The organism is Pseudomonadota bacterium, assembly GCA_039818985.1.
In the GTDB taxonomy this organism is placed as follows: Bacteria; Pseudomonadota; Alphaproteobacteria; order Sphingomonadales; family Sphingomonadaceae; genus Alterisphingorhabdus.
This window is the reverse complement of the sequence record JBCBSU010000002.1, coordinates 333,864-356,048: the sequence shown is the minus strand read 5'-3', so window position 1 is coordinate 356,048 and position 22,185 is coordinate 333,864. Positions and strand designations below refer to the sequence as shown.

Below are 22,185 nucleotides of genomic sequence, written 5' to 3'. Positions count from 1 at the left end.
TTGTCGCAAGCGCGGGTAATCAGTCGCCTGCGGTGGCCAGTTCCTTGCGAATCCAGTTGTCGACTCGCTCTTCCATGATGGTCAGCGGCACCGGACCGGAGCGCAGGATCACATCGTGAAAATCGCCATAGCTGAAGCGTGGACCAAGCTGCTGCCGGGCACGGGCGCGCAATTCCATGATTTTCAGCTTGCCTATCATATAGGCGGTCGCCTGGCCGGGATAGACGATATAGCGCTCGATCGCCTTGCGGATATCGCCTGACGGGTTGGGCGTATTCTCGGTGAGATAGGCGATCGCTTCCTCGCGGCTCCAGCGTTTGTGGTGGATACCGGTATCCACCACCAGACGACAGGCGCGCCATAATTCCATGCCGAGGCGGCCAAAATCGGAATAGGGGTCCGTGTAAAAGCCCATATCCTTGCCCAGCTCTTCCGAATACAGGCCCCAGCCTTCGGAATAGGCGGTCACCCCGCCAAAGCGGCGAAAGGCCGGCAGTGCGCCCAGCTCGGTCTGGATCGCCAGCTGCAGATGGTGGCCGGGCAGCGCCTCATGATAGGCCAGCGCCTCCAGCTCGTTCTTCGACATGTCTTTCAGATTGTAGAGATTGACATAATAGGTGCCGGGGCGCGAGCCATCGGGCGCGGGGCGCTGATAAAAAGCCTTGCCGGCGGATTTTTCGCGAAACGCCTCGACCGGCTTCACCGTTAGCGGTGCCTTGGGCAGGGTGTTGAAAAAGCCGGGTAGCGCCTTTTCCATCGCCGCGATCCGGGCATTGGCATCGGCGAGATAGGCCTCGCGCGTGTCGTAGAAAAATTCATCCGATGTGCGGACATGTTTGAAAAAGTCCTGCAGGCTGCCTTCAAAGCCGACATCATCCATGATCTTGCGCATTTCACCATGGATGCGCGCGACATTGTCGAGTCCGATCTGGTGAATCTCGTCAGGGGTGAGACCGGTGGTGGTATAGTTTTGCAGTCGCTCGGCATAGTAGATCGCACCGTCATCGAAGCGCCACACGCCGTCGCCATCGCTGGCCATGGCCTGTTGCCGCTCCATTTCGGCGATCAGCCTGGCATAGGCGGGGGCCATGCTGGTCAGCATCGCTTCGCGCCCGGCGGCGATCAGCGCGTCCTTCTCCTCCTGGGCCAGGTCCAGCCGGTCGACCTTGGCCTTGAGGTCGGCATAAAGCGCCGAGTCCTCGCCATCGTCAAACGGGGCCCCGGTGGTGACGTTGCGGGCATCGGAAATGACATAGGGGAACACCCAGTCGGGCACCATCACACCTTTATCGGCACGCTCGGCCGACATCGCCACAAGCTCTTCAAACAAGGGACCGATTCCCTGAACCCGGCTGATATAGGCTTCGGCGTCCGCCTTGCTGGCGACGCGATGAATATTGATGAGGAAGGCGGGCAATTGGGCCTGGGCGCCGTTCATCTGATCGAAAATATAGTCATTGCCACGGAAGGGGAAGGCACGCTGCGCGCGCTCCATCTGATATTCGAACAGGCGATAGCTCAGCCGGTTGGAAGGGTTCAGCATCTCCGGGTCGAAGCGCAGCCGCATCTCGGCGAGCGCCTTTTGCCCGCGTTCATAATCCTCGACTGCCTTGGCATCGGAAGGGTCGTTCCACTTGCCATAATCCTCATCGCGAATGCCGCGAAATGCCTTGGCGAGAGGTGATGAAGCGACATTGGCAGCATCGACTTTCTTGAAAAACGCCATCAGCGCCGCGTCCTGGTCCTGTTCCTGCGCTTCGGCTTTGGCGGTTTGCGGCGCGGCGCTGCCACCAGATCCGGGGGCGGATGCGGTTGCATCGCTGGCGGCGAATCCAGCCAGTGCCAGCAATGGCAGGCCGGACAGGGTGGCAAGAAGATGGTGACGGCGCGACATATGGTCTCTCCAACAGGGTCTTATGCGAAAAATTGCGCGCAGATGTTGCACTTTGGCGGAATGAACACAAGCAGCACTGAATATCGGTGGCAGCTATGATCGATAAAACATCGTCGACAATCACACTGCGCTGCTTGTCACCGGGGCAAAGCCCTGCCAAGGGGGGCGGAGCCAATCAGCCACTAACCACCATGCTCTACTCGCTCGCTCGCCCTTTGCTGTTTACGCTCGACGCCGAGAAAGCGCACCGGCTGACGCTGGCCGGGCTGCGCTTTGTCCCGGCGCTGGGTGCAGGCGCCATCGATCCTCGCCTTGCGGTCAATGTCGCCGGCATCACTTTTCCCTCGCCTGTCGGCCTTGCCCCCGGCTTCGACAAAAATGCCGAGGTGGCGCGCCAGATGCTCAATTTCGGCTTTGGCTATGCCGAGATCGGCACGGTGACGCCACGGCCACAGGCGGGCAATCAGAAGCCGCGGCTGTTCCGGCTGACCGAGGATGAAGCGGTGATCAACCGCATGGGATTCAACAATGATGGTGCCGATGTGGTGGCGGCGCGGCTCAGCTCGTGGCGCGGGCTTCCGGGCATTATCGGTGCCAATATTGGCGCCAACAAGGACAGCGCCGACCGCATTGCCGATTATGCCGCCATGGCGCTGATGATGGCACCACTGGCCGATTATCTGACGATCAATATCAGCTCACCCAATACGCCCGGCCTGCGTGCGCTGCAGGACGAATCGGCACTTACCGGCTTGCTCGATGCGGTGATAGAAGCGCGCGGCGACATAGAAGTGCCGCTTTTCCTCAAACTCGCGCCCGATCTCGAACCGGCGGATATCGATGCGATTGCCCGCATCGCCATCGACAGGCGACTCGATGCGCTGATTATCGGCAACACCACCATTTCCCGGCCGCCACTGGCATCGTCGCATGCCGGGGAGGCCGGCGGCCTGTCCGGGGCACCACTGGCATCGCTGGCTCTGCAGCGGCTGAAGGATTTTCGCGCCGCCACCGGTGGTGCTATCCCGCTGATCGCAGTGGGCGGTATCGACAGCGCCGAAAGTGCCTATGAACGTATCCGCGCCGGCGCCTCGCTGGTCCAGATTTACAGTGCACTGGTCTATCACGGCGTCGGCCTGGCGCAGCAGATCAACCACGGATTGTTGCACTTGCTCGAACACGATGGCTTGGCGACACTGCGCGATGCCATCGGGATCGATGCCGCATAGCCTGCGGCTTATAAGTCTTGCCGAGGTGCGATGCGGGCATTAACGCATTTCGTCATGAAAAAACTCGCTGCCATCTTCGCCTTTATCTGTTCCATCTCGCTGGTCCCACTGGCCTATTGCCAGGACAGCACCGCACCAGCGGAAAGCTCCGGACTGGTCTCCGCCGCCGATCCACGCGCGGCCGAGGCCGGGCGCGAAATATTGCGCAAGGGCGGCAGTGCCACCGATGCGGCGATGGCGATGATGCTGGCGCTGACTGTTGTCGAGCCGCAATCCAGCGGCATTGGCGGCGGTGGTTTTCTGCTGCACCATGATGCCACCACCGGTGCCGTTGACACCATTGACGGGCGCGAAAAAGCGCCGTCCTATGTCGATGAGACGCTGTTTCTTGATGACGAGGGCAAGCCACTTGGCTTTTTCGATGCGGTGCAGGGCGGGCACAGCGTCGGCGTTCCCGGCAATATCCGGCTGATGGCGATAGCGCACAAACGCTGGGGCAAGCTGCCCTGGGCCGATCTGTTCGCCCCGGCCATCCGGCTGGCGGAGCAGGGTTATGTCGTTAACCGTACGCTTGAGGGCCGACTCGACCGACTGAAGGACATCTGGGCCCGCTTCCCGGCGGCGCGCGATATCTATTGGCAGGACGGTGCGCCGAAAAAGCAGGGCGACAAGGTGGTCAACAAGGCGCTGGCGCAGACCTTGCGTACCATCGCGCTGGAAGGGCCTGACGCTTTCTACACCGGTACCGTGGCGCAGGATATTGTCGCGACCGTAAGCCAGTCCCCCGTCAGCCCGGCGGCAATGACACTGGCAGACCTGGCTGCCTATGAAGCCAAAGAACGGCCAGCGGTGTGCATGCCCTATCGCGAATATAGAATCTGCGGCATGGGCCCGCCATCATCGGGCGCGACCACCGTGTTGCAGATTCTCGGCACCCTGAGCGCCTTCGACATGCAAGCGCTGGGCCCGGACAATCCAAAGGCCTGGCATCTGATCGCCGAGGCGATGCAGCTCGCTTATGCCGATCGCGAAAGCTATCTGGCCGATGCCGATTTCATATCGGTGCCGGTTGCCGGGTTGATCGACCCGGACTATCTCGCCACCCGTTCGGCCATGATTTCGCCCGCGCGCGCGCGCAACAGCTATGAGGCGGGCAATCCGCCGGGATCAGCGCCGCGCACTGCCGCGATTTCCGGTGAAGTATCGGGCACTACCCATTTTGTCGCGCGCGACCGAGACGGCAATCTGGTCAGCATGACATCGACCATTGAGGGGCCGTTTGGCAGCCAGCTGATCGCCGGCGGCATGTTCCTCAACAATGAGCTGACCGATTTCACCTTTGCCCCGACGAGGGACGGCGCACCGGTGGCCAATCGTGTCCAGCCCGGCAAGCGACCGCTCTCATCGATGTCGCCAACCATCGTCTACAAGGACGGCAAGCCGATATTGGCGCTGGGTTCGGCCGGCGGCAAACGGATCATCATGCACGTCACCAAGACGCTGATCGGCTTTATCGATTTCGACCTGCCGATCGACCAGGCGATTGCCATGCCGAATATCTATTTCGGTGGCGATGCGGTGCTGCTCGAACGTGGCACACCATTGGCGGACATGTCCACTGAACTGACCGATTTTGGCCGGACCATGGTGATCACCGGCCTGCCGTCCAAGGTCAATGCCGTGGCCTTGACGCCCAAAGGCTGGGTTGGTGCCGCCGATCCGCGCAGCGAAGGGGTCGCGCTCAGCGAATAGCCGGACCTAATAGGCGCGTGGATGCCTAATAGGCGCGTGGATGATGGTGCACAGAGATTTGCAGCCTGTTGCAATCCCGCTTATCTGGAACAGACAATATGGCCCGAACATGGCGCAAGACCATGAGAGATTCTGGGAGAGGGGTGCCGGGACGTTATGATCGATAAATCACTTGAGCAGTTCGACCGATACAATAATCTGGTCGAGATGTTTCTCGCGCGCGTCGCCGAGCAGGGCGATGCTCCATTTCTCTGGGCCAAACGCGATGGCGAATGGCAGCCGGTCAGCTGGAATCAGGCGGCGGCACAAATGGCGCTGCTCGCCGGGGGTCTGAAAAAACTGGGCCTGAAAAAGGGCGATCGGGTGATGCTGGTGTCGGAAAACCGGCCCGAATGGTGCATTGCCGATCTGGCGATCATGGCGGCGGGCTGTGTCACCGTGCCGACCTATACCACCAATACCGAACGGGACCATCTGCATATCCTCAACAACAGCCGCTCGAGCGCGGTTATCGTCTCCAGCGCAAAGCTGGCGCAGACGCTGCTTCCGGCGGTGTTGCGCGCCAGCGATTGCCATCATGTCATCGGCATGGAAGACCTCAGGATCGCCCAGGCCAGCGGCTATGATTATACCCGCTGGGAGGAGCTGGTGGCCGGAGACGAAGCCGATATTGCCACGGCGCTGGACAAGGTGCGCCAGCAAATGGCGACCGTGACCCGCGATGATCTGGCCTGTCTGATCTATACCAGCGGAACCGGCGGCGCGCCGCGCGGGGTGATGCAGCATCACGGCGCGATATTGCACAATGTCAAAGGCCCGACCGAAGTTATCAAGCACGACTTTTCCTGGGACGATGAGGTATTCCTGTCCTTCCTGCCGCTCAGCCATGCCTATGAACACAGCGCCGGCCAGTTCTTCCCCATCGGCCTGGGCGCGCAGATCTATTATTCCGAGGGACTGGAAAAGCTGGCGAGCAATATTGAAGAGGTGCGCCCGACGCTGATGGTGGTGGTGCCGCGATTGTTCGAAGTGCTGCGCGCACGGATGCTGAAAACGCTGAAGCAACAGGGCAAGGTCGCCAATTACCTGCTCGATAAGGCGCTGAAGATCGGCGAGAAAGAGGCGGAAGGCCGCAAGAGGCTGCGCGACAAGCCGATGAACTTCGTGCTCAACCGTACGCTGCGGCCCAAGGTCGGCCAGCGCTTTGGCGGGCGGATCAAGGCGATGGTCTCGGGCGGCGCGCCGCTCAACCCGGATATCGGCGTGTTCTTCCAGTCGCTCGGCCTCACCATGCTGCAGGGCTATGGCCAGACCGAAGCGGCGCCGATCATCGCCTGCAACCGTCCGCAAACCGGCCTGAAAATGGATACGGTCGGGCCACCGCTGATCGATACCGAGGTACGCATCGCCGATGATGGCGAGATACTGGTGCGCGGTGAGCTGGTGATGCACGGCTATTGGCGCAATCCCGAAGAAACCGCACGGGTGCTGAAGAAGCTGCCGGGAGATGGCGAGGATGAAGCGCCATGGCTGCACACCGGCGATATCGGCCATATTGACGAAGCCGGCCGGATCGTCATCACCGACCGCAAAAAGGACCTGATCGTCAATGACAAGGGTGATAATGTCAGCCCGCAAAAGGTCGAGGGGATGCTGACGCTGCAGCCGGAAATATTGCAGGCAATGGTGTCGGGCGACAAGCGGCCCTATGTCGTCGGGCTGATCGTGCCTGATCCGGAATGGGCACTGGAATGGGCGCGCAGCGAGGGCAAGAAATATGATTTTGCCGAGCTGCAGGACTGCCCGGCCTTCAAGACCGCGATCCGCGGGGCGGTCGACCGGGTCAACAAGGATCTGTCGGTGATCGAGAAGGTGCGCCGTTTCGTCTTTGCCGACGAGCCCTTTGCCATCGAGAATGAGGAAATGACACCGTCAATGAAGATCCGGCGCCATGTCATCCGAGAGCGCTATAAAGAGCGTATCGACGGTCTCTACAGGAGCTGATCGGAAAAGAGGCGACCGGGCCTGGCGGCTCAGGCCGCTTTTGCCAGCGGGATCTTGTCGACCCATTCGGGCAGGAAAACCGGCTCGCGGTCGGACCATCCGGGTGCAGTGGCGGCGGCTTCGCTGATCGATTGCAGCAATTCCTTGCGCCTTCTGGGTGCCAATTCCGGTGCGGCGGCGGCGGCGCAGAAGCTGCTTGGCAGCCATGGCCGTGCTGCTGCCGACAGCAGCCGCTCATAGAGGAAGCGGTAGGAGGAGAAGCTGTCGAGCGCGCCCTGCGACAGATCGAAAATGCCCAGGGTGATCAGCTGTGCCAGCATATCTTCGGGGCAGCCGCGTGCGCCTGGCGATGGCAGCTGCTCGCGAATATCGGCAAGCACCTGATAATGGAGATATTGTGAGCGGATCGAGCAGGATTCCTCCCGATTGCGGGCCCAGAGCGCAAAAGCATCGGCGCGCGCCAGACCAATATCGAGCGAGCGCTTGATATAGCGCTGGGCAGCAGGGGAAAAGCTGGCAAATTCGCGCATCTCGGCGACAAAAAGGGTATTGCTGCCTTGTCCGGGCCCGTTGCGGCCGCGATGGTTCGCCCTGTTTTCGCGCATCATTCCGGCTCCTTGTAATGGTGCCAGTGTCGCCCTTTATGGTTAGTATTTGGTTAAGCGCGTCGACACGGGTTCGACGAAAGGCCTTGGTCGCCCGGTGTTTCGACCAAGGCGGGGGCTGGTTCGACAAGCCATGCTGCGAAAAGGCGACAAGCAGGGCCGGGTTCTGCTAGACAGCGGCGCATGATGAAGAACCGTCCCGCACTGCTGGGCAGGCCAGCTGTCGACATCCAGGTTGCCCTGCTGTCCATTCTCGGCTTCTGGCTGTTTTACGTGATCGTCACCACATTGCGCTCGCTGGTGATCGATTATCCGGTCGACCAGAGTGAGTTGGCGGCGCGGCGCGTTGTCGTCACTTTGCTGGGCATCGGCGCTACGCTTGGCCTGTACGCGATCATGCGCGGTTTCGACCGCAAGCCGCTCGGCATACGCATTGCCAGCGCCTTTGTCGGGGCCGTACCCTGTGCGCTGCTGATCGGTGTGTTCAGCTATCTGGTCTATAATCTCTACGACCCGGCCAGCCTGTTTCGCGATCAGAAGGCGCTGGAGGAATTTCAGAACCTGCCGCCCGGCGGGGTAATCATGGAGGTTGCGACTGCGCGCTATTTCTTCCTCGTCGCATGGGCCGCGCTATATCTGGCGATGAGCTATGCCGGCGAGGTTCGCTTTGCCGAACGTCGTGCCGCGCGTTTTGCCCAGGCGGCACAGCAGGCGGAGCTGCGCTCGCTGCGCTATCAGGTCAATCCGCATTTTCTGTTCAACACACTCAATTCGCTGTCTTCGCTGGTGCTGCGCAACAAGCCGCATGAAGCCGATGCGATGATCATGAATCTCTCGACCTTTTATCGCAACAGCCTGTCGGGCGATCCGCTCGATGATGTGCCGCTGTCCGAGGAAGTCGACCTGCAGCGGCTCTATCTCGATATCGAGAAAGTACGTTTCCCCGAGCGGCTGCGTATTGCCATCGATATCCCGGACGATCTGATGGATGTATGCGTCCCCGGGCTGATTCTGCAGCCACTGGTTGAAAACGCGATCAAATATGGTGTGTCGCGGACATCACGTCCGGTCACCGTATCGATCAGCGCCCATAGCGAGAGTGACCTGCTGGTTATCACCGTGCATGATGATGGCGACCCGGTTACGGTCGATCTGGGCGGAGATGACAGCAACGGCATCGGCATCGCCAATGTCCGCGACCGGCTGGAAACCCGTTTCGGCAACGCTGGTACCCTGCTCACCGAGGCGCATCCCGGCGGCGGCTTCAGCGCGCGGCTGACCTTGCCGATATCGCGGCGCAGCAGTGCCGATGAGCTGACCTGATCACAGCACGCGGCGGGGGAGAAAAGAGGGTAATTGATGATAAGGACAATGATTGTCGATGACGAGCCGCTCGCGGTCGAGCGGCTGCAGCTATTATGTGACCAGGTCGATGGAATAGATCTGGTCGGCACCGCCAATGACGGTGTATCGGCGCTGCGCATGGCTGAGGGGCTGCACCCCGAGCTGCTGCTGGTCGATATCAATATGCCGCGCATGGACGGTATCGGCCTGGCCAAGGCGCTGGCGGCACAGGGTCGCCCTCCGGCGATTATTTTTGTCACCGCCTATGACCGCTTTGCGGTTGAGGCGTTCGATCTCGCGGCGGTCGATTATCTGCTCAAGCCGGTGGCGCTCGACCGGCTGAAGCGGGCGATTACGCGGCTGCGCGAACGCTTGCCTGCACTCAATGGCGATGTCGTCGGCACCAGTGCCGACAATATGGACAGTGACGGGTTGCAGAGCGACTGGGCGCGCGAATTCTGGGTGCCGCATCGCTCCGAGCTAAAGCGTATCGATGTTGGCCGGATCGATCGTATCGAGGCCGAACGCGATTATATGCGGCTCCATGTCGGGCCGCGCAGCTATTTGCTGCACGAAACGATCAAGGCACTCGAATCGCGGCTTAATCCGGAGCAATTTGTGCGTACGCACCGTTCGCACATTGTGCGCAAGGATTTTATCAAGGGATTGCGCCATGAAGGCGGTGGAGTGTGGCTGACGTTGCTCGATGACGGCACCGAGTTGCGGATCGGCCGGACCTATTTGACACAGGTGAAGAAACTGGCCGGGCGCTGACGGCCCGGCCCTGACCGCCGGATAATCGGGAAGGCTTTGTCCGGCGGCCGGTTGGTATTGTCAGACGATGATGGCCTGGATCGAAGCCAGCGAAACGGTGGCTGCGGTCAGGGCGAACATCAGTTTATATCCAAGGGTCATTGTTCTTTCCTTTCATATCGTACCGCACCGGGCGGCTTGATCATTGTTTCGGGGATGGAATCATATTCGTTACAGATGGCGAAATTTAATTTCGCATAGCTTTCCGAAACAAATATCTCGACGCATTAAATGTGGTGCCCGAAGCGATATTCAAGAGGGTCGATTCAGAAGTTTTCCTGCAGAATCGAAAAGGGCCCCGTGAGGGGCCAGTTCGATGGTCCATGACCGGGGCTGTGCCCTGGCGGGACCGGAGCGCCGGAAGAGGGGTGGACTCCCGGCGTCCCAGTTCAGTTTGCGAAGATCGTGATGTCGCTCGATGCCAATTGGGTGCCGCTTTCCTTGGCTGCGAGGACCTCGACAATCGCTTCGCGACCGCTGTCCAGTGCTTCGGTCATGCAGCGCCGGTAATCGCTGTGGTCGCGCAGGTTGAGGCGTGGTGCCGGGCGGCACACTTCACGTGCAGCATATTTGATGCGGCGCTGGAGTGTTTTCTGGCCGGCATCGCTTTCGAGATTAAGGTCATTGATCTGCACCTCTACCGAGCGATAGGTGCGGTTGGGGTCGCGATCCTCACCGGCCTGGGCGGCAATCGGGCTCAGGGCCACACCGGCGATCAGAGCGGCAGCGCCAAGACGGCGGGCCAGGCGGGATGATGTGGTCGGGCGTTTCGGGGAAGTCAGTACACGCATTGTCTTGTCCTCTCGGGTCATCATGGCGACCGGACCTTCGGGGAATGGTCCGATAACCGGTTTTCCAAAGTGGGGACGGTGCCCAAAGGGTAGCAAAACACCGTCCCCTATCCAGATCCCATTGCTGGGCCGGAGGGAGGAACTGGCTTGGGGAGCGTGATGTTCCTCCTCTCGCAATTCCGGTTATACCCGCATCGGCAGGGCCAATCGCCGGGCCTTCGATGGACAGCGTTGCGATAGCGTTATGTGGCGTTCGTCGAGACGAACGGCGTTAAACCGTCGACAAGTGTTTACATAAGACAATTTTGTGACCGACGAACGCCAGATTTGTTCGCGCATCATGGTCGAATCAGGTGATCAGTTGCGGCGCTTCGGATGGAATCAGCCGAATCGCAAGGCGCGATTCTAGATCAGTCCGGCGAGCGGACTTGAGGGATCGGCATATTTGCGCGTCGCCATGCGCCCGGCGCGATAGGCCAAACGTCCGGCCTCGACCGCATATTTCATCGCGCGTGCCATCATCACCGGATCCCTGGCCTCGGCAATGGCGGTGTTCATCAGCACTCCGTCGCAACCCAGCTCCATCGCCACCGCGGCATCGGAGGCGGTGCCGACCCCGGCATCGACCAGCACAGGCACCTTCGCACCCTCGACGATGAGCCGGATCGTCACCCGATTCTGGATGCCCAGACCCGAGCCGATCGGCGCACCCAACGGCATGATCGCCACCGCACCGGCATCTTCCAGCCGCTTGGCGGCAATCGGATCGTCGACACAATAGACCATCGGTTTGAAGCCTTCCTTCGCCAGTGTCTCGGTGGCGTGCAGCGTCTCATACATATCGGGATATAATGTCTTGGCCTCGCCCAGCACCTCGAGCTTGACCAGATCCCAGCCACCCGCCTCACGCGCCAGCCGCAAGGTGCGGATCGCCTCATCGGCGGTGAAGCAGCCGGCGGTGTTGGGCAGATAGGTGGTTTTCTTCGGATCGATATAATCGGTCAGCATCGGCGCCTTGGGGTCGGCGATATTGACCCGGCGTACCGCTACGGTGACGATCTCGGCACCCGAGGCCGCCAGCGCCGCGGCATTTTCGGCAAAGTCGGCATATTTGCCGGTTCCGATGATCAGCCGTGAGGTGAATGTGTGTCCGGCGACGGTCCAGCTGTCATCGTCGAAGGTGGTGGGGGAAGACATCATATCATTCATAAAAGGCGATATAGAATAAGCCGCAGCGAAAAACCATCACCCGCCGCCGACAAAATGGACGATTTCCAGAGCATCGCCATCGCCGAGGATGATATCGGCATGGTGACTGCGCGGCGCGATCTCGCGATTATGCTCAACGGCGATTTTCGCCGGATCGAGTTCGAGCGTTGTGCACAGGTCGATGAGCGAGCTGCCCTGCGGAACCTGCCGGGATTCGCCGTTGACGGTGATCGATATCATGTTGTTCATGCCGTTTATGTGGCGTAACCGTTGCGGCTATACAAGACACTTGCGGTGGCGCCATCGCACCACAAGAAAAAAGTGGAGTGTCGGCAAAAGCCATGCAACATAGTGCGCCGGAGCGGCGGTGATCTGCTGCATCGCTACAGGGGAGGCAATGGGCGATAATAATAGCCGCAGACCGTTAAAGTCGCGCACCACCGGTTGGGCCAGCGGACTCACCCGCGCATTGCTCGCCACCGGGATTACCCCCAATCAGATATCGGTGCTTGGGGTCGGTTTTGCGGCCATCGGGTCATGGCTGATGCTGGTCGCTGCCAATGGCCAGCCGCTGCTGTTCCTGCTCGCGGCGCTGTGCATCCAGCTGCGGCTGTTGTGCAACATGCTCGACGGGCTTGTCGCGGTTGAAGGCGGGCGCGGCACCGCGACCGGGCCATTGTTCAACGAACTGCCCGACCGGGTCGAGGACAGCCTGTTCCTGATTGCTTTCGGTTATGCGCTCGGATGGCCCTGGCTGGGCTGGCTGGCGGCGCTGCTCGCGGTAACCACCGCCTATGTTCGCGCCATGGGCAGCGCGCTTGGCCATGGTGATGATTTTTGCGGACCGATGGCCAAGCCGCACCGTATGGCCTTGCTTACCCTGGCCTGTTTCGCATTGGCGATTGAGGGCCAGTATCAGGGCAGTGCGGTCATCGGCCTGTGGCTTTTTGTCGCGCTGGCGGTTGGCACGACAGCTACCATTTTGCGACGCACATGGCGGTTGCGGCAGAAGCTGGTGGATGCGGCCGGATGATCCTGCGCCACATCATCTTCGCCATTACACGCTTTCTGGTCGGCGGCAGTCCGATCTGGCAGGGCAGCGCTCCTGCGGCCGGGCCACGCATCTATTTCGCCAATCATGGCAGCCATCTCGACACGATATTGATGTGCGCTGCGATACCGCCCGAGTTTCGCGCTGTGACCCATCCGGTCGCCGCTGCCGATTATTGGGGCAAGAACGCCCTGACGCGCTATATCTCGCTGCGCGTGCTGCACGCTGTGCTGGTTGACCGCAAGGCTTCGCGAAACCCGCTCGAACCGTTGCGCGAGGTGCTGCAGCGCGGGGAGTCGCTGATCATTTTCCCCGAAGGCACGCGTCGCGATGATGCGCTCCCGGGCAAGCTCAAATCGGGCATTTTCCATTTGGCACGCGAATTTCCCGATGCCGAGCTGATCCCGGTCTATCTCGAAAATCTCAGCCGTGCCTATCCCAAGGGAGCAATCCTGCCGGCCCCGATCAGCTGTTCGGTTACCTTCGGTGCGCCGCTGGTACGGGTCGAGGGGGAGCAAAAGGCGGTTTTCCTCGATCGTGCCCGCGACTCCATCATTGCTCTGGCGGAACATGCCGCATGAATGATCCAACATTCCTCTATCTCATGTCCGGAGTGGTCGGCCTTTTGCTCATCGCCAGCGTGGTCGGCTTCGTGCTGGCACGGCGATCAGGACCGGATGGCCCCAATGCCACGGTGCAGAATCTCAATCAGCGTATCCGTGCCTGGTGGCTGATGGTGGCGATTTTCGGCCTTGCCTTTTTCTTCGGCAAGGGGATTACGATCATGCTGTTCATGCTGGTCAGCTTTTACTGCTTGCGCGAATTTCTCTCGATCACACCGACACTGGCAGCCGATCATCGCGCTACTGTGGCCGCCTTCTACATCTTCATTCCAATGCAATATTGGCTGATCTGGATCGACTGGCCGGCACTGTTCTCGATTGCCATCCCGGTCTATGCCTTTCTGCTGTTGCCGATCCTCTCGGTCGCGCGCGGCGAAACCAAGGATTTTCTGGTGCGCAGTGCGAAGATTCAGTGGGCGCTGATGCTGACCGTCTATTGCATCAGCCATGCCCCGGCGCTGATCAATCTCGATATTCCGGGTTTTGAAGGACGCAATTTCCTGCTGCTGTTCTTCCTGGTCACTGTGGTCCAGATTTCCGATGTCGCGCAATATGTCTTCGGCAAGCTGTTCGGCAAACGCAAGCTGGCCCCCAGTGTCAGCCCCAACAAGACATGGGAGGGCCTTATCGGTGGCGGCCTGTTTGCTACTCTGGTCGGTGCCGGACTGTGGTGGATCACGCCATTTACCCCGCTGGCAGCTGCCGCCATAGCCTTCACCATCGTGCTTGCGGGCTTCTGGGGCGGGCTGGTGCTTTCCGCAGTCAAGCGCTCGCTTGGTCGTAAGGACTGGAGCGCGATGATACAGGGCCATGGCGGTGCGATGGACCGGATGGACTCGGTCAGTTTCGCGGCCCCGATCATGTATCATATCACCAATTATTTCTACGCGCTCTGAGCGGTCAGGCGATGGCGATAATGCTCCAGCGTCGCTTGCCCCGCAACTGGCCCGCCATGCTGGTGGCGCTGTGGAGCTTTGCGGAGGCTTGTCTATTCTTCATTGTAGCGGATGTCGCGTTGACGGTTCTGGCAATATCCCGGCCATGGCGACAGGTCTGGCCATTGCCCTTTATTGCGGCCTTTGCGGCCATTGTCGGGGGCTGGCTGCTCTATGCGCTTGCCGGTCATGACATGGCAGCGATCCAGACAGTGGTGATCGCCCTGCCCGCCATTGATGCCGCGCTGATGAATCAGGCGATGGACGACTATGCCGGGCAAGGCTTTGTCGCGATGCTCTCCGGCGCGTTTTCGGGTGTTCCCTACAAGCTTTATGTGCTGGGTGCCGTGGCCCGGGACAGCGGCTATGGCTTGTTGGCGCTGCACACTTTCGGCGCGCGCCTGCCACGCTATTTTCTGGCGGCGGTGCTGGCCGCGATCATTGCATGGCTTTTGCGCCGCTTGCCGGACCGGGTGCGGATAGCGTTGATGCTGCTGTTCTGGGTGATATTCTATGGCTGGTATTTCAGCACCATGCCCTGATGCTGCCGGGGATTCGTCAGCGTCTGGCGCGGCGGTTGAGATAATGGCCTAGCGACAGCAATGTCACGCCGATAAGCGTACCGATAATCTCGCCGCTATGGTCATGAAGCTGTAGTGCGCCGGCCATGACCGCAATGCCAAGGCCACCCAGAGTGAGCGGTAGCAAAAGCCGGTGACGCACAAAGCCGTCGACAAAGGCAATGGCGGCAAGGATCGAGGCGAGTCCCAGACCGATTTCGTGCACAATATGGTCGAAAAAAATGCCGCCGGCCGAGGCCAATAGAGCCAGCACCACCGCACTGATCAGGCAATGCACAGCGCAAAGTCCGGAAAGCGCCATGGCGAGGCTGTCAAGGCCGCCTGATCGTCCGCGCTGAACGCCCTTGCTGTCCGGCCCCTGTGCTGCCGCACTGGCAGCCTGTGCCGGCGCACTATGAATATGGGGAGCAGAAGCCATGGCTGGCACTTAGGTTATAACATCACATTAGACAAGGCTGCGCATCAGGCGGAGTAAATTTTCTGCCAGCACCGCTGCCGCGCCGACAAAGCGGCGCCGGTATCGCGATTAGGCCCTTGTAACGTCGGGCTTGCGGGCGCACATGGGCCGCATGGAGACTGCAACTGCGACCATGCCTGCCGCTGACCGCGCAGATGCCGCTTTGGCCCGCCCCATCGCCATTTCCAACTGGCTGTGGTCGGTCGCCTTTCTGGTGTTCGCCATGGTGGTGGTCGGTGGCATCACCCGGCTGACCGAATCCGGCCTGTCGATCACCGAATGGAAACCGGTGACCGGGGCGTTGCCGCCGCTGAGCGACGCCGCCTGGGCCGAGGAGTTCCGCAAATATCAGCAAATCCCCGAATATATCGAGATTAACGGCCCGGCGGGCATGACGCTGTCCGAATTCAAGTTCATCTATTTCTGGGAATGGGTGCACCGGCTGCTCGGACGGCTGGTTGGCGTCGCCTTTGCCCTGCCGCTGCTGTGGTTCTGGGTGAAGAATGCGATTCCGCGCGGTTATAAGGGGCGGTTGCTGGCACTGCTGGCGCTGGGCGGGTTGCAGGGCACCATCGGCTGGTGGATGGTCGAATCGGGCCTCACGCTGCGCACCGATGTCAGCCATTTCCGTCTGTCGGTACATCTGCTCAATGCGCTGTTCATCCTCGGTGGCATTGCCTGGACCGCGCTTGACCTCAGGCGGCATGCTGCAGGTCTGACACGCCCGGCGCGGATGACCGGCTTTGGCGCGGCGGTGCTGGCCATATTGTTTGTCCAGCTGCTGTTCGGGGCATGGGTGGCCGGGCTCAATGCCGGACTGGTCTCGGATAGCTGGCCGCTGATGGAAGGTGCGCTGGTGCCCAATATCAACTGGGGTCTCGGTCTCGGCCAGCTGTTGGTCAATGATCCGACGATGATCCATTTCGTCCATCGCTGGTGGGCCTGGGTGGCAGTAGCGGCGCTGATATGGCTGGCGCGCAAGGTCCGCCATAGCGACCGGCGCATATCACTGGCGGTGCATACGGCCTTTGGGACACAGATTTTTCTCGGCATCGCCACGGTGATGACCCAGGTGAACATCACCTTGGCGGTGCTGCATCAGGCGGTCGGCGCGCTGGTGGTGCTGTCCACTGTGTGGGCCGTGCATCGTCTGGGCTGGCCCGAAATACCTCCGAAATCGCGAGTCCTGAAAATGGCAAGGGATAAGCAACAGGAGCAACATGATGACCGCTTCCGACTTTGACGGCAATCGTATCGTCACCGTCTATTGCAGCTTTGCCGATATTGACGAGGCGCGCACCGCCGCGCGCAAGATCGTGCAGGAGGAGCTTGCCGCTTGCGCCAATATCCTTGGCGAGACGCGTGCCATTTATCGCTGGCATGGCGAGGTGCGCGAGGATGGCGAGGTGGCGGTGCTGTTCAAGACCCGCATGGCGGCTCTGCCGGCGCTGAAGACCCGCATTATCGCGATGCACAGCTATGATCTGCCGGGCATCAGCGTGTGGCGCGCCGATGACAGTGAAGAGGCATTTTCCGATTGGATCATCGAACAGACCGGCGGCCAGACAATATAGACCCTGTCCTGGACATTGTTGATGGCATGTTTTGCGGCTGACTTGGTGCCGCGGACAGGCTAGGCAGCCATCATGTCTGTTACGCGCGCCATGTTATCGGGATTACTGCTGTCCTTGCCGCTCGCCTTTGCCGCTGTGCCGATTGCGGCAGCGCAAAGCAGCACGGATATCCGCGCCTTTGCACCCCCTACAGGCCAGCCGCTGCTGTACCGCCGGAATATTACCCGCCCTGCCGGCGACAATGTGATGAGCCAGAGCATCCACCGCTGTATCCGCTTCACCCGGATCGGCAGGGGCTATCGGCTCGATGCCCGGGTGGCCGATATTGCCAGCGAGGGTCCGGACCGGCTGGTCGCGCTGCTGGGCATTGGCACCGCGATCAAGCGCGATGAATGGCTGATCCTCGACCTCACTTCATCGGGCGACATCATCGCAGTGCAGGATACACAAGCGACATGGCAGCGGTTGATCGATGCGGTCAAAACCATGCGCGGCTCGCTGGAGCAGCGTATCGCCGAACCGGCGGCACGCAGCATCGGCTATCGCCTGCTCGATGAAATTATCGCGACGCCACCCGAGGCACGCGATGCCTATCTCGCGGCATCGGTGCTGCCGATATTGGGTCAGGCTGCAATCGCACAACAGGGCAGCCACTGGGTCTATCGCCCCGGCGGCGAACGCGCCACCCCGGTGGAGCGCGCCGATGGCAGCCGCTTATGGGCGCTGCGGTCGCAGCTAGATGAAGGCGCGCCAGCGCTGAGCAGCAGCGAGGGAGAGATGACGGTTGCCGCTGATGGCTTGTTGCTGGAGCTACGCCGCACTATCCGCACCAAGGCGATGGGAATGGAACGTGTCAGCACCGAGAAATGGCAGCGCATCACCGATACAGGCGCGGTCGACCGGCTGTGTCGCCAGCCAGAAAATACACCATAAGGTATTATTTTACCCGCCCGAAAACCATTAGAAATGCTTGACTCAGCCGTGATTGGCCGCCATTAGCGCGCCTTCTGCAATATCGGCATCATGCTGAATTGCACACCGCTTAGCATAAGCGACACTGTTTTGCAGGCCGGTTCGATGCCGATCCGGCCGTCACTGGAGGTTTATGGGCCATGAAGGCGCTTACCAAGATGACCAAACCGGCGCTGCCGGCAGAGGTTGAAAAGAAATGGCATATTATTGATGCCGAAAATCTGGTGGTTGGCCGCGTTGCGGTGATCATCGCCAATATCCTGCGCGGCAAGCACAAGCCGAGCTATACCCCGCATGTCGATTGCGGTGACCATGTCATCGTCATCAATGCCGACAAGGTGAAGTTCACCGGCAACAAGACCAAGGACAAGCGCTATTACAAGCACACCGGCTATCCCGGTGGCATCAAGGAAACCTCGCCAGAGCGTATTCTTGAAGGCCGTTTCCCCGAGCGTGTCCTGGAAAAAGCGGTTGAGCGCATGATCCCGCGTGGTCCACTGGGCCGCGACCAGATGCGCGCGCTGCATCTCTATAATGGCACTGAGCACCCGCATGAGGGCCAGAAGCCAGCGACCATCGATGTTGCTTCCATGAACCGCAAGAATAAGGTGGGTGCATAATGTCCGATACCCGTCAGTCCCTTTCCGACATCAAGGAAATCGCCGGTGACGCCGTGGCCGAAAATGCCGCTGCTGCCGAAGCTGGTGAAACTGTAACAGCCGAACCAGAAGTTCCGACCATGCCGCTGCGTGAGCAGGAGCTGGATCAATATGGCCGCGCCTATGCCACCGGTCGTCGTAAGGATGCGGTTGCCCGTGTCTGGCTCAAGCCCGGCACCGGGAAGATCACCGTCAATGGCCGTGATCAGACAACCTATTTCGCGCGTCCGACACTGCGTCTGGTGATCAACCAGCCGTTCGCGATCACCGATCGTGCCGGTCAGTATGACATTGTCGCCACGGTCAAAGGCGGCGGCCTGTCGGGGCAGGCCGGTGCGGTGAAGCACGGCATCAGCCAGGCGATCACCAAGTACGAGCCAGCTCTGCGCTCGACAGTGAAGGCAGCAGGCTTCCTGACCCGCGACAGCCGTGTGGTCGAACGCAAGAAATATGGCCGCGCCAAAGCCCGCCGGAGCTTCCAATTCTCCAAGCGTTAATTTTGCCTGTCCATTACCGAACAACAAAAAGCGGGCGGCTCAATCGGGCGCCCGCTTTTTTTATCCGTCATTGCGAGGAGCGAAGCGACGCGGCAATCCGGAGCAGGTGCATGCTATCCTGGATTGCTTCGCTGCGCTCGCAATGACGAGTTTCATATTGTGGTCGTCACGCGCTGTTCTCCTATCTGCTCAAGAGCACTATCAGCTTAAGAGCTTGGCCTCGCGATAATGCAGATACTGAACGGGATTGAGCGCTGGTCCTTCCATCCCCAAAGCCGCAGGCAGTGCACTATCAATATCGCCATGGCGGAAGCGGAAGCCGTTGAACAACAGCTTGACCGGCAGCGCCTTCTGGCTGGCGAGGAACAGGTCGTCCGCCATCTCCCCAAGCAAAGGTTTCAGCAGCCATGCCGGCAGCGGCATAAAGGCCGGGCGCTGCAATATGCGGCCAAAGGCGCGTGCAAATTCGCGCTGGCGTACCGGGTTAGGTGCAACCGCATTGACCGCGCCGCTGACCTCCTTGTGCGCCATGCAGAAGGTGATGGCGCGGACCAGATCGTCGCGGTGAATCCAGCTCAGCCATTGCTGCCCATTGCCGATGGGTCCGCCAACACCAAATTCGAACGGCAACAACAATTGCGCCAGATAACCGCCCTGATGCGCCAGCACCATGCCGATGCGCAGTCTGACGATACGCATGCCGAACAGCGAGAACCGATCAGCCAGCGCCTCGACCTCGCGGCAGCTTTTTGCGGCAAAGCCGCTGCCGCGCGGGCTGCCTTCATCGATCACCGCCTCGCCGCCATCGCCATAATAGCCGACTGCACTGGCGCCGATATAGACCGGTGGGCGGGCGATCTGGCGACGGCAGAAATCGTGCAGCTGCTGCGCCACCTCGGCGCGGCTGGTGAGGATCAGCTGTTTGCGCTTGGCGGTCCACAGTCCACCCGCGACAGACGCCCCGGCAAGATTGATGATGGCATCAAAATAAGGCCGGCCATCGGGATGCTCATCGGCGATCCAGTCAAGACTGGTCATCAGCTTGACCGGATGGCGCAGATGGCGTGCGCTGGAGATACTGCGAGTCAGCACGCTGACCTCATGCCCGGCATCGACCAGCGCCTCGACCAGGCGGCTGCCGACAAAGCCTGTGCCGCCAGCGACCAGTACGCGCTGTTGCGGTGGCAGGGCGCTGGCCAATGTCGCCGGGTCGTCGCCCAGTTCGGCCATGGCATCGAGACGGCGCGCGGCGAATAGATCGCGCAGGCCGAAGATGATTACTGACAGTGCCGATAGCGCGAGAAATAGCGAGAGCCAACCCTGCCAGACAAAGGGCAAGGCGCTCGGGAGTTGCGCGGCGGCAAAGAGCTTGGGCAGCAACAGCGCCAGCACCACGCCATAGTTGAGCGTGAGCAGCGTATGGGTCACGCGCTCGCTGGCAGGTAGCAGGCGCACCCGGTCTTCCTCGACAAAATCCACCAAGGTTATGCAGAGCTCGATCACCAGCAGCGCCATCAGGGCGATCGCCCATGCTCCAGCAGGAGCGGTCAGGCCGAGCATCAGAAAGACAGCGGCATAGATCAGGTTGCGCATGCCATGGAGCCGCAATTCGAACTGTTGGCCCTTGGACCAGCCCAGCCGCTGCGTCATCTCATGATGGAACAGCGTATCAAAGGCGCCCATGAAAATCTGCAACAGCAACAGGGCGATCAGGATCGGATCATTCAGCATGGTGCATTCTCCTCATCTTCAAACAGGCAGACTTGCTCGATCATCACGCCGAACAGGCGGTGTGAGAGCTTCAGGGTGAAGGCGAAGCGTTGTTCGCCTTTAGCAATATGGCCGATGCTGAGATCGCCGGGGCTGAGCCAGCGCGGCAGACGAAAGCGCTTGCCGAACAGCATCAGGAAATAATGATCGCTGAGGAAATCGAGGCTTTGGTCATCGGCATCGAGGCGCAAGGCGATACCGATACCCATGCCAAGATATTCTTCCAATCCTGTGGGTCCGGCAAAGCGTTTCACCGAGTGAATGACCTGCGGGAAACCAGCGCGGCGGCCATATTGGCGCGACCAGATCTGGCCCGCAGGTGCATTTTTATGGGCGGGCAGGCTGGTGATGGTGACCGCAGCCGGACCGCAGACGGAAAAGGGCAAAGGCGCGCCGATCAGCCGCGCCGCCTGGGTTATCAACCAGCCCGCTGCATTGGCCTTCTGTTCCACTACCATGCCGTGATAGCTGATCACGCTGTTACCCGACGCACTGCGCGAGAAGCGACGGCGGATGGCGGCGGGCAGGGCCAGCCATTTGCCCCGCGGCAACAGTCGGGCAAAATCGGGGCAGGGTGCAGGGGTGTTGAACCGCGCTTCTGCCTCTTCGCTGCGTGGCGCTGAAACTGTGCCTTCAGCTCTGATTGCAATATTTCCAGCCATAATAGTCAATCCTGATCTTTCTGTAGAAAGAGAAATCAATAGCCAAATTTTTTTACGTGCCGAAGCGCGCGGTTCAGTCGGTATTTTTGCCTTTTGGAATGAATTTCAGCACCGTGCGGCCCATTTTGATCAGCCGCGCCAGGGTGCCGGTGGGGACGGTCATCATCTCCGAATACCAGCCATCCATGGTGGTGACGAAATCATGCATTGCCTCGATTCGCTGGCGCGCCGCCGGCGAGATACGTGGGTCATTTGCTGCCTCATTGCGGCACATACCGAGTGCGGCGACGGCAGGGTCGATTTCACGCTCTTTGCGGCCTTGGGCGATGCGCGTCAGCATCTGCCACAGATCGACTTCGGCGACGAAATGGTCACGCCGGTCGCCCATCACCGGAACCCGGCGGATCAGCTTCCAGCCGATCAGCTCCTTGAGCGAGTTGGAGGCGTTGCTGCGGGCAATGCCGAGCAGGTCGCTTATCTCTTCGGCATGCATTGGCCGCTCAGCGAGATAGAGAAGCGCATGGATCTGCGCTACGGTGCGGTTGACGCCCCATTGGCCGCCCATCTCGCCCCAGTGCAGCACGAACTGGCGCACAGCCGGTGCGAGAACATCGCCATCGGGCGAATCACTTTGCGGTTCTATCTCTGTAATTTCTGTCATGACAGAAATATCTGTCACAAGTCTCTGGTGCTGTCAACCACCTTCGTCGTCATGGAGGAGGGCCTTTGGCTGTTCCTGTCACAGGCGTTGTGTCATATTAAT

General features: G+C 60.4%; 21 protein-coding genes and 1 pseudogene. 14 read left to right on the top strand and 8 right to left on the bottom strand.

Going from position 1 to position 22,185, the window contains the following annotated elements:
- Positions 1-19 precede the first annotated feature (19 nt).
- The gene (locus AAFX04_13430; protein ID MEO1046437.1) at positions 20-1,894 is read right to left on the bottom strand and encodes a DUF885 domain-containing protein; all 1,875 of its coding nucleotides are present in this window, start codon (positions 1,892-1,894) and stop codon (positions 20-22) included.
- A gap of 191 nt (positions 1,895-2,085) precedes the next feature.
- On the opposite strand from AAFX04_13430, the gene AAFX04_13425 reads away from it, so the two are divergent.
- The 3 genes from AAFX04_13425 (at position 2,086) to AAFX04_13415 (ending at position 6,879) form a co-directional block, all read left to right on the top strand.
- Positions 2,086-3,123 (top strand): quinone-dependent dihydroorotate dehydrogenase, encoded by a 1,038-nt coding sequence (locus AAFX04_13425; GenBank protein ID MEO1046436.1) that lies wholly within the window; start codon positions 2,086-2,088, stop codon positions 3,121-3,123.
- Between the two features lie 54 nt (positions 3,124-3,177).
- Positions 3,178-4,875: a gamma-glutamyltransferase gene (ggt, locus tag AAFX04_13420; GenBank protein ID MEO1046435.1), complete on the top strand. Its 1,698-nt coding sequence runs from the start codon at positions 3,178-3,180 to the stop codon at positions 4,873-4,875.
- A gap of 156 nt (positions 4,876-5,031) precedes the next feature.
- Positions 5,032-6,879 carry an AMP-dependent synthetase/ligase gene (locus tag AAFX04_13415; protein MEO1046434.1) on the top strand — a complete coding sequence of 616 codons (1,848 nt, stop codon included), beginning with the start codon at positions 5,032-5,034 and terminating at the stop codon, positions 6,877-6,879.
- 29 nt (positions 6,880-6,908) lie between these two features.
- Here the strand turns inward: AAFX04_13415 and AAFX04_13410 are convergent, their stop codons facing one another.
- Entirely contained in the window at positions 6,909-7,484 is a 576-nt protein-coding gene (locus AAFX04_13410) for a hypothetical protein (protein ID MEO1046433.1), read from the bottom strand.
- A 183-nt stretch (positions 7,485-7,667) separates the two neighbouring features.
- Here AAFX04_13410 and AAFX04_13405 point away from each other — a divergent pair, with 183 nt between their 5' ends.
- Positions 7,668-8,807, top strand: coding sequence for a histidine kinase (locus tag AAFX04_13405; GenBank protein MEO1046432.1), 1,140 nt, complete (start codon positions 7,668-7,670; stop codon positions 8,805-8,807).
- Positions 8,808-8,840: 33 nt separating this feature from the next.
- Entirely contained in the window at positions 8,841-9,602 is a 762-nt protein-coding gene (locus AAFX04_13400; protein ID MEO1046431.1) for a LytTR family DNA-binding domain-containing protein, read from the top strand.
- 428 nt (positions 9,603-10,030) lie between these two features.
- On the opposite strand, the gene AAFX04_13395 is transcribed toward AAFX04_13400, so the two are convergent.
- Both AAFX04_13395 and thiS read right to left on the bottom strand, forming a co-directional pair.
- Positions 10,031-10,432 (bottom strand): UrcA family protein, encoded by a 402-nt coding sequence (locus tag AAFX04_13395; GenBank protein ID MEO1046430.1) that lies wholly within the window; start codon positions 10,430-10,432, stop codon positions 10,031-10,033.
- A 405-nt stretch (positions 10,433-10,837) separates the two neighbouring features.
- Positions 10,838-11,890, bottom strand: a pseudogene (thiS, locus tag AAFX04_13390) (sulfur carrier protein ThiS).
- Positions 11,891-12,038: 148 nt separating this feature from the next.
- Here thiS and AAFX04_13385 point away from each other — a divergent pair.
- From AAFX04_13385 to AAFX04_13370, 4 genes are all read left to right on the top strand, one after another.
- The gene (locus AAFX04_13385) at positions 12,039-12,674 is read left to right on the top strand and encodes a CDP-alcohol phosphatidyltransferase family protein (GenBank protein MEO1046429.1); all 636 of its coding nucleotides are present in this window, start codon (positions 12,039-12,041) and stop codon (positions 12,672-12,674) included.
- Positions 12,671-13,273 carry a lysophospholipid acyltransferase family protein gene (locus AAFX04_13380; protein MEO1046428.1) on the top strand — a complete coding sequence of 201 codons (603 nt, stop codon included), beginning with the start codon at positions 12,671-12,673 and terminating at the stop codon, positions 13,271-13,273. The genes AAFX04_13385 and AAFX04_13380 overlap by 4 nt, the downstream gene beginning before the upstream one ends.
- A complete protein-coding gene (locus AAFX04_13375) occupies positions 13,270-14,211 on the top strand; it encodes a phosphatidate cytidylyltransferase (protein MEO1046427.1) in 942 nt (313 codons plus the stop codon). Before AAFX04_13380 ends, AAFX04_13375 begins: the two co-directional genes overlap by 4 nt.
- 164 nt (positions 14,212-14,375) lie before the next feature.
- Positions 14,376-14,792, top strand: coding sequence for a hypothetical protein (locus AAFX04_13370; GenBank protein ID MEO1046426.1), 417 nt, complete (start codon positions 14,376-14,378; stop codon positions 14,790-14,792).
- Positions 14,793-14,808: 16 nt separating this feature from the next.
- On the opposite strand, the gene AAFX04_13365 is transcribed toward AAFX04_13370, so the two are convergent.
- A complete protein-coding gene (locus AAFX04_13365; protein ID MEO1046425.1) occupies positions 14,809-15,249 on the bottom strand; it encodes a MerC domain-containing protein in 441 nt (146 codons plus the stop codon).
- 151 nt (positions 15,250-15,400) lie between these two features.
- On the opposite strand from AAFX04_13365, the gene AAFX04_13360 reads away from it, so the two are divergent.
- From AAFX04_13360 to rpsI, 5 genes are all read left to right on the top strand, one after another.
- Positions 15,401-16,531: a COX15/CtaA family protein gene (locus AAFX04_13360; protein ID MEO1046424.1), complete on the top strand. Its 1,131-nt coding sequence runs from the start codon at positions 15,401-15,403 to the stop codon at positions 16,529-16,531.
- The gene (gene cutA / locus AAFX04_13355) at positions 16,509-16,862 is read left to right on the top strand and encodes a divalent-cation tolerance protein CutA (GenBank protein MEO1046423.1); all 354 of its coding nucleotides are present in this window, start codon (positions 16,509-16,511) and stop codon (positions 16,860-16,862) included. Before AAFX04_13360 ends, cutA begins: the two co-directional genes overlap by 23 nt.
- A 72-nt stretch (positions 16,863-16,934) precedes the next feature.
- A complete protein-coding gene (locus tag AAFX04_13350) occupies positions 16,935-17,795 on the top strand; it encodes a hypothetical protein (protein ID MEO1046422.1) in 861 nt (286 codons plus the stop codon).
- Between the two features lie 179 nt (positions 17,796-17,974).
- Positions 17,975-18,454: a 50S ribosomal protein L13 gene (gene rplM, locus AAFX04_13345; GenBank protein ID MEO1046421.1), complete on the top strand. Its 480-nt coding sequence runs from the start codon at positions 17,975-17,977 to the stop codon at positions 18,452-18,454.
- Entirely contained in the window at positions 18,454-18,990 is a 537-nt protein-coding gene (gene rpsI, locus AAFX04_13340) for a 30S ribosomal protein S9 (GenBank protein MEO1046420.1), read from the top strand. Before rplM ends, rpsI begins: the two co-directional genes overlap by 1 nt.
- 201 nt (positions 18,991-19,191) lie before the next feature.
- Here the strand turns inward: rpsI and AAFX04_13335 are convergent, their stop codons facing one another.
- From AAFX04_13335 to AAFX04_13325, 3 genes are all read right to left on the bottom strand, one after another.
- Complete coding sequence (locus AAFX04_13335; protein MEO1046419.1) at positions 19,192-20,721, bottom strand: TIGR01777 family oxidoreductase; 1,530 nt, start codon at positions 20,719-20,721, stop codon at positions 19,192-19,194.
- Positions 20,715-21,422: a DUF4166 domain-containing protein gene (locus AAFX04_13330; GenBank protein MEO1046418.1), complete on the bottom strand. Its 708-nt coding sequence runs from the start codon at positions 21,420-21,422 to the stop codon at positions 20,715-20,717. Before AAFX04_13330 ends, AAFX04_13335 begins: the two co-directional genes overlap by 7 nt.
- A 73-nt stretch (positions 21,423-21,495) precedes the next feature.
- Positions 21,496-22,083, bottom strand: coding sequence for a MarR family transcriptional regulator (locus tag AAFX04_13325; GenBank protein ID MEO1046417.1), 588 nt, complete (start codon positions 22,081-22,083; stop codon positions 21,496-21,498).
- Positions 22,084-22,185: the final 102 nt, after the last annotated feature.

Coding starts and splice junctions, on each gene's coding strand:
- AAFX04_13365 (MEO1046425.1), bottom strand. CDS start 15,249: ATGGCTTCTGCTCCCCATATTCATAGTGCGCCGGCACAGGCTGCCAGT.
- AAFX04_13335 (MEO1046419.1), bottom strand. CDS start 20,721: ATGCTGAATGATCCGATCCTGATCGCCCTGTTGCTGTTGCAGATTTTC.
- ggt (MEO1046435.1), top strand. CDS start 3,178: ATGAAAAAACTCGCTGCCATCTTCGCCTTTATCTGTTCCATCTCGCTG.
- AAFX04_13385 (MEO1046429.1), top strand. CDS start 12,039: ATGGGCGATAATAATAGCCGCAGACCGTTAAAGTCGCGCACCACCGGT.
- AAFX04_13325 (MEO1046417.1), bottom strand. CDS start 22,083: ATGACAGAAATTACAGAGATAGAACCGCAAAGTGATTCGCCCGATGGC.
- cutA (MEO1046423.1), top strand. CDS start 16,509: ATGATGACCGCTTCCGACTTTGACGGCAATCGTATCGTCACCGTCTAT.
- rpsI (MEO1046420.1), top strand. CDS start 18,454: ATGTCCGATACCCGTCAGTCCCTTTCCGACATCAAGGAAATCGCCGGT.
- AAFX04_13350 (MEO1046422.1), top strand. CDS start 16,935: ATGTCTGTTACGCGCGCCATGTTATCGGGATTACTGCTGTCCTTGCCG.
- AAFX04_13375 (MEO1046427.1), top strand. CDS start 13,270: ATGAATGATCCAACATTCCTCTATCTCATGTCCGGAGTGGTCGGCCTT.
- AAFX04_13330 (MEO1046418.1), bottom strand. CDS start 21,422: ATGGCTGGAAATATTGCAATCAGAGCTGAAGGCACAGTTTCAGCGCCA.
- rplM (MEO1046421.1), top strand. CDS start 17,975: ATGAAGGCGCTTACCAAGATGACCAAACCGGCGCTGCCGGCAGAGGTT.
- AAFX04_13360 (MEO1046424.1), top strand. CDS start 15,401: ATGGAGACTGCAACTGCGACCATGCCTGCCGCTGACCGCGCAGATGCC.
- AAFX04_13415 (MEO1046434.1), top strand. CDS start 5,032: ATGATCGATAAATCACTTGAGCAGTTCGACCGATACAATAATCTGGTC.
- AAFX04_13410 (MEO1046433.1), bottom strand. CDS start 7,484: ATGCGCGAAAACAGGGCGAACCATCGCGGCCGCAACGGGCCCGGACAA.
- AAFX04_13425 (MEO1046436.1), top strand. CDS start 2,086: ATGCTCTACTCGCTCGCTCGCCCTTTGCTGTTTACGCTCGACGCCGAG.
- AAFX04_13430 (MEO1046437.1), bottom strand. CDS start 1,894: ATGTCGCGCCGTCACCATCTTCTTGCCACCCTGTCCGGCCTGCCATTG.
- AAFX04_13395 (MEO1046430.1), bottom strand. CDS start 10,432: ATGCGTGTACTGACTTCCCCGAAACGCCCGACCACATCATCCCGCCTG.
- AAFX04_13405 (MEO1046432.1), top strand. CDS start 7,668: ATGATGAAGAACCGTCCCGCACTGCTGGGCAGGCCAGCTGTCGACATC.
- AAFX04_13380 (MEO1046428.1), top strand. CDS start 12,671: ATGATCCTGCGCCACATCATCTTCGCCATTACACGCTTTCTGGTCGGC.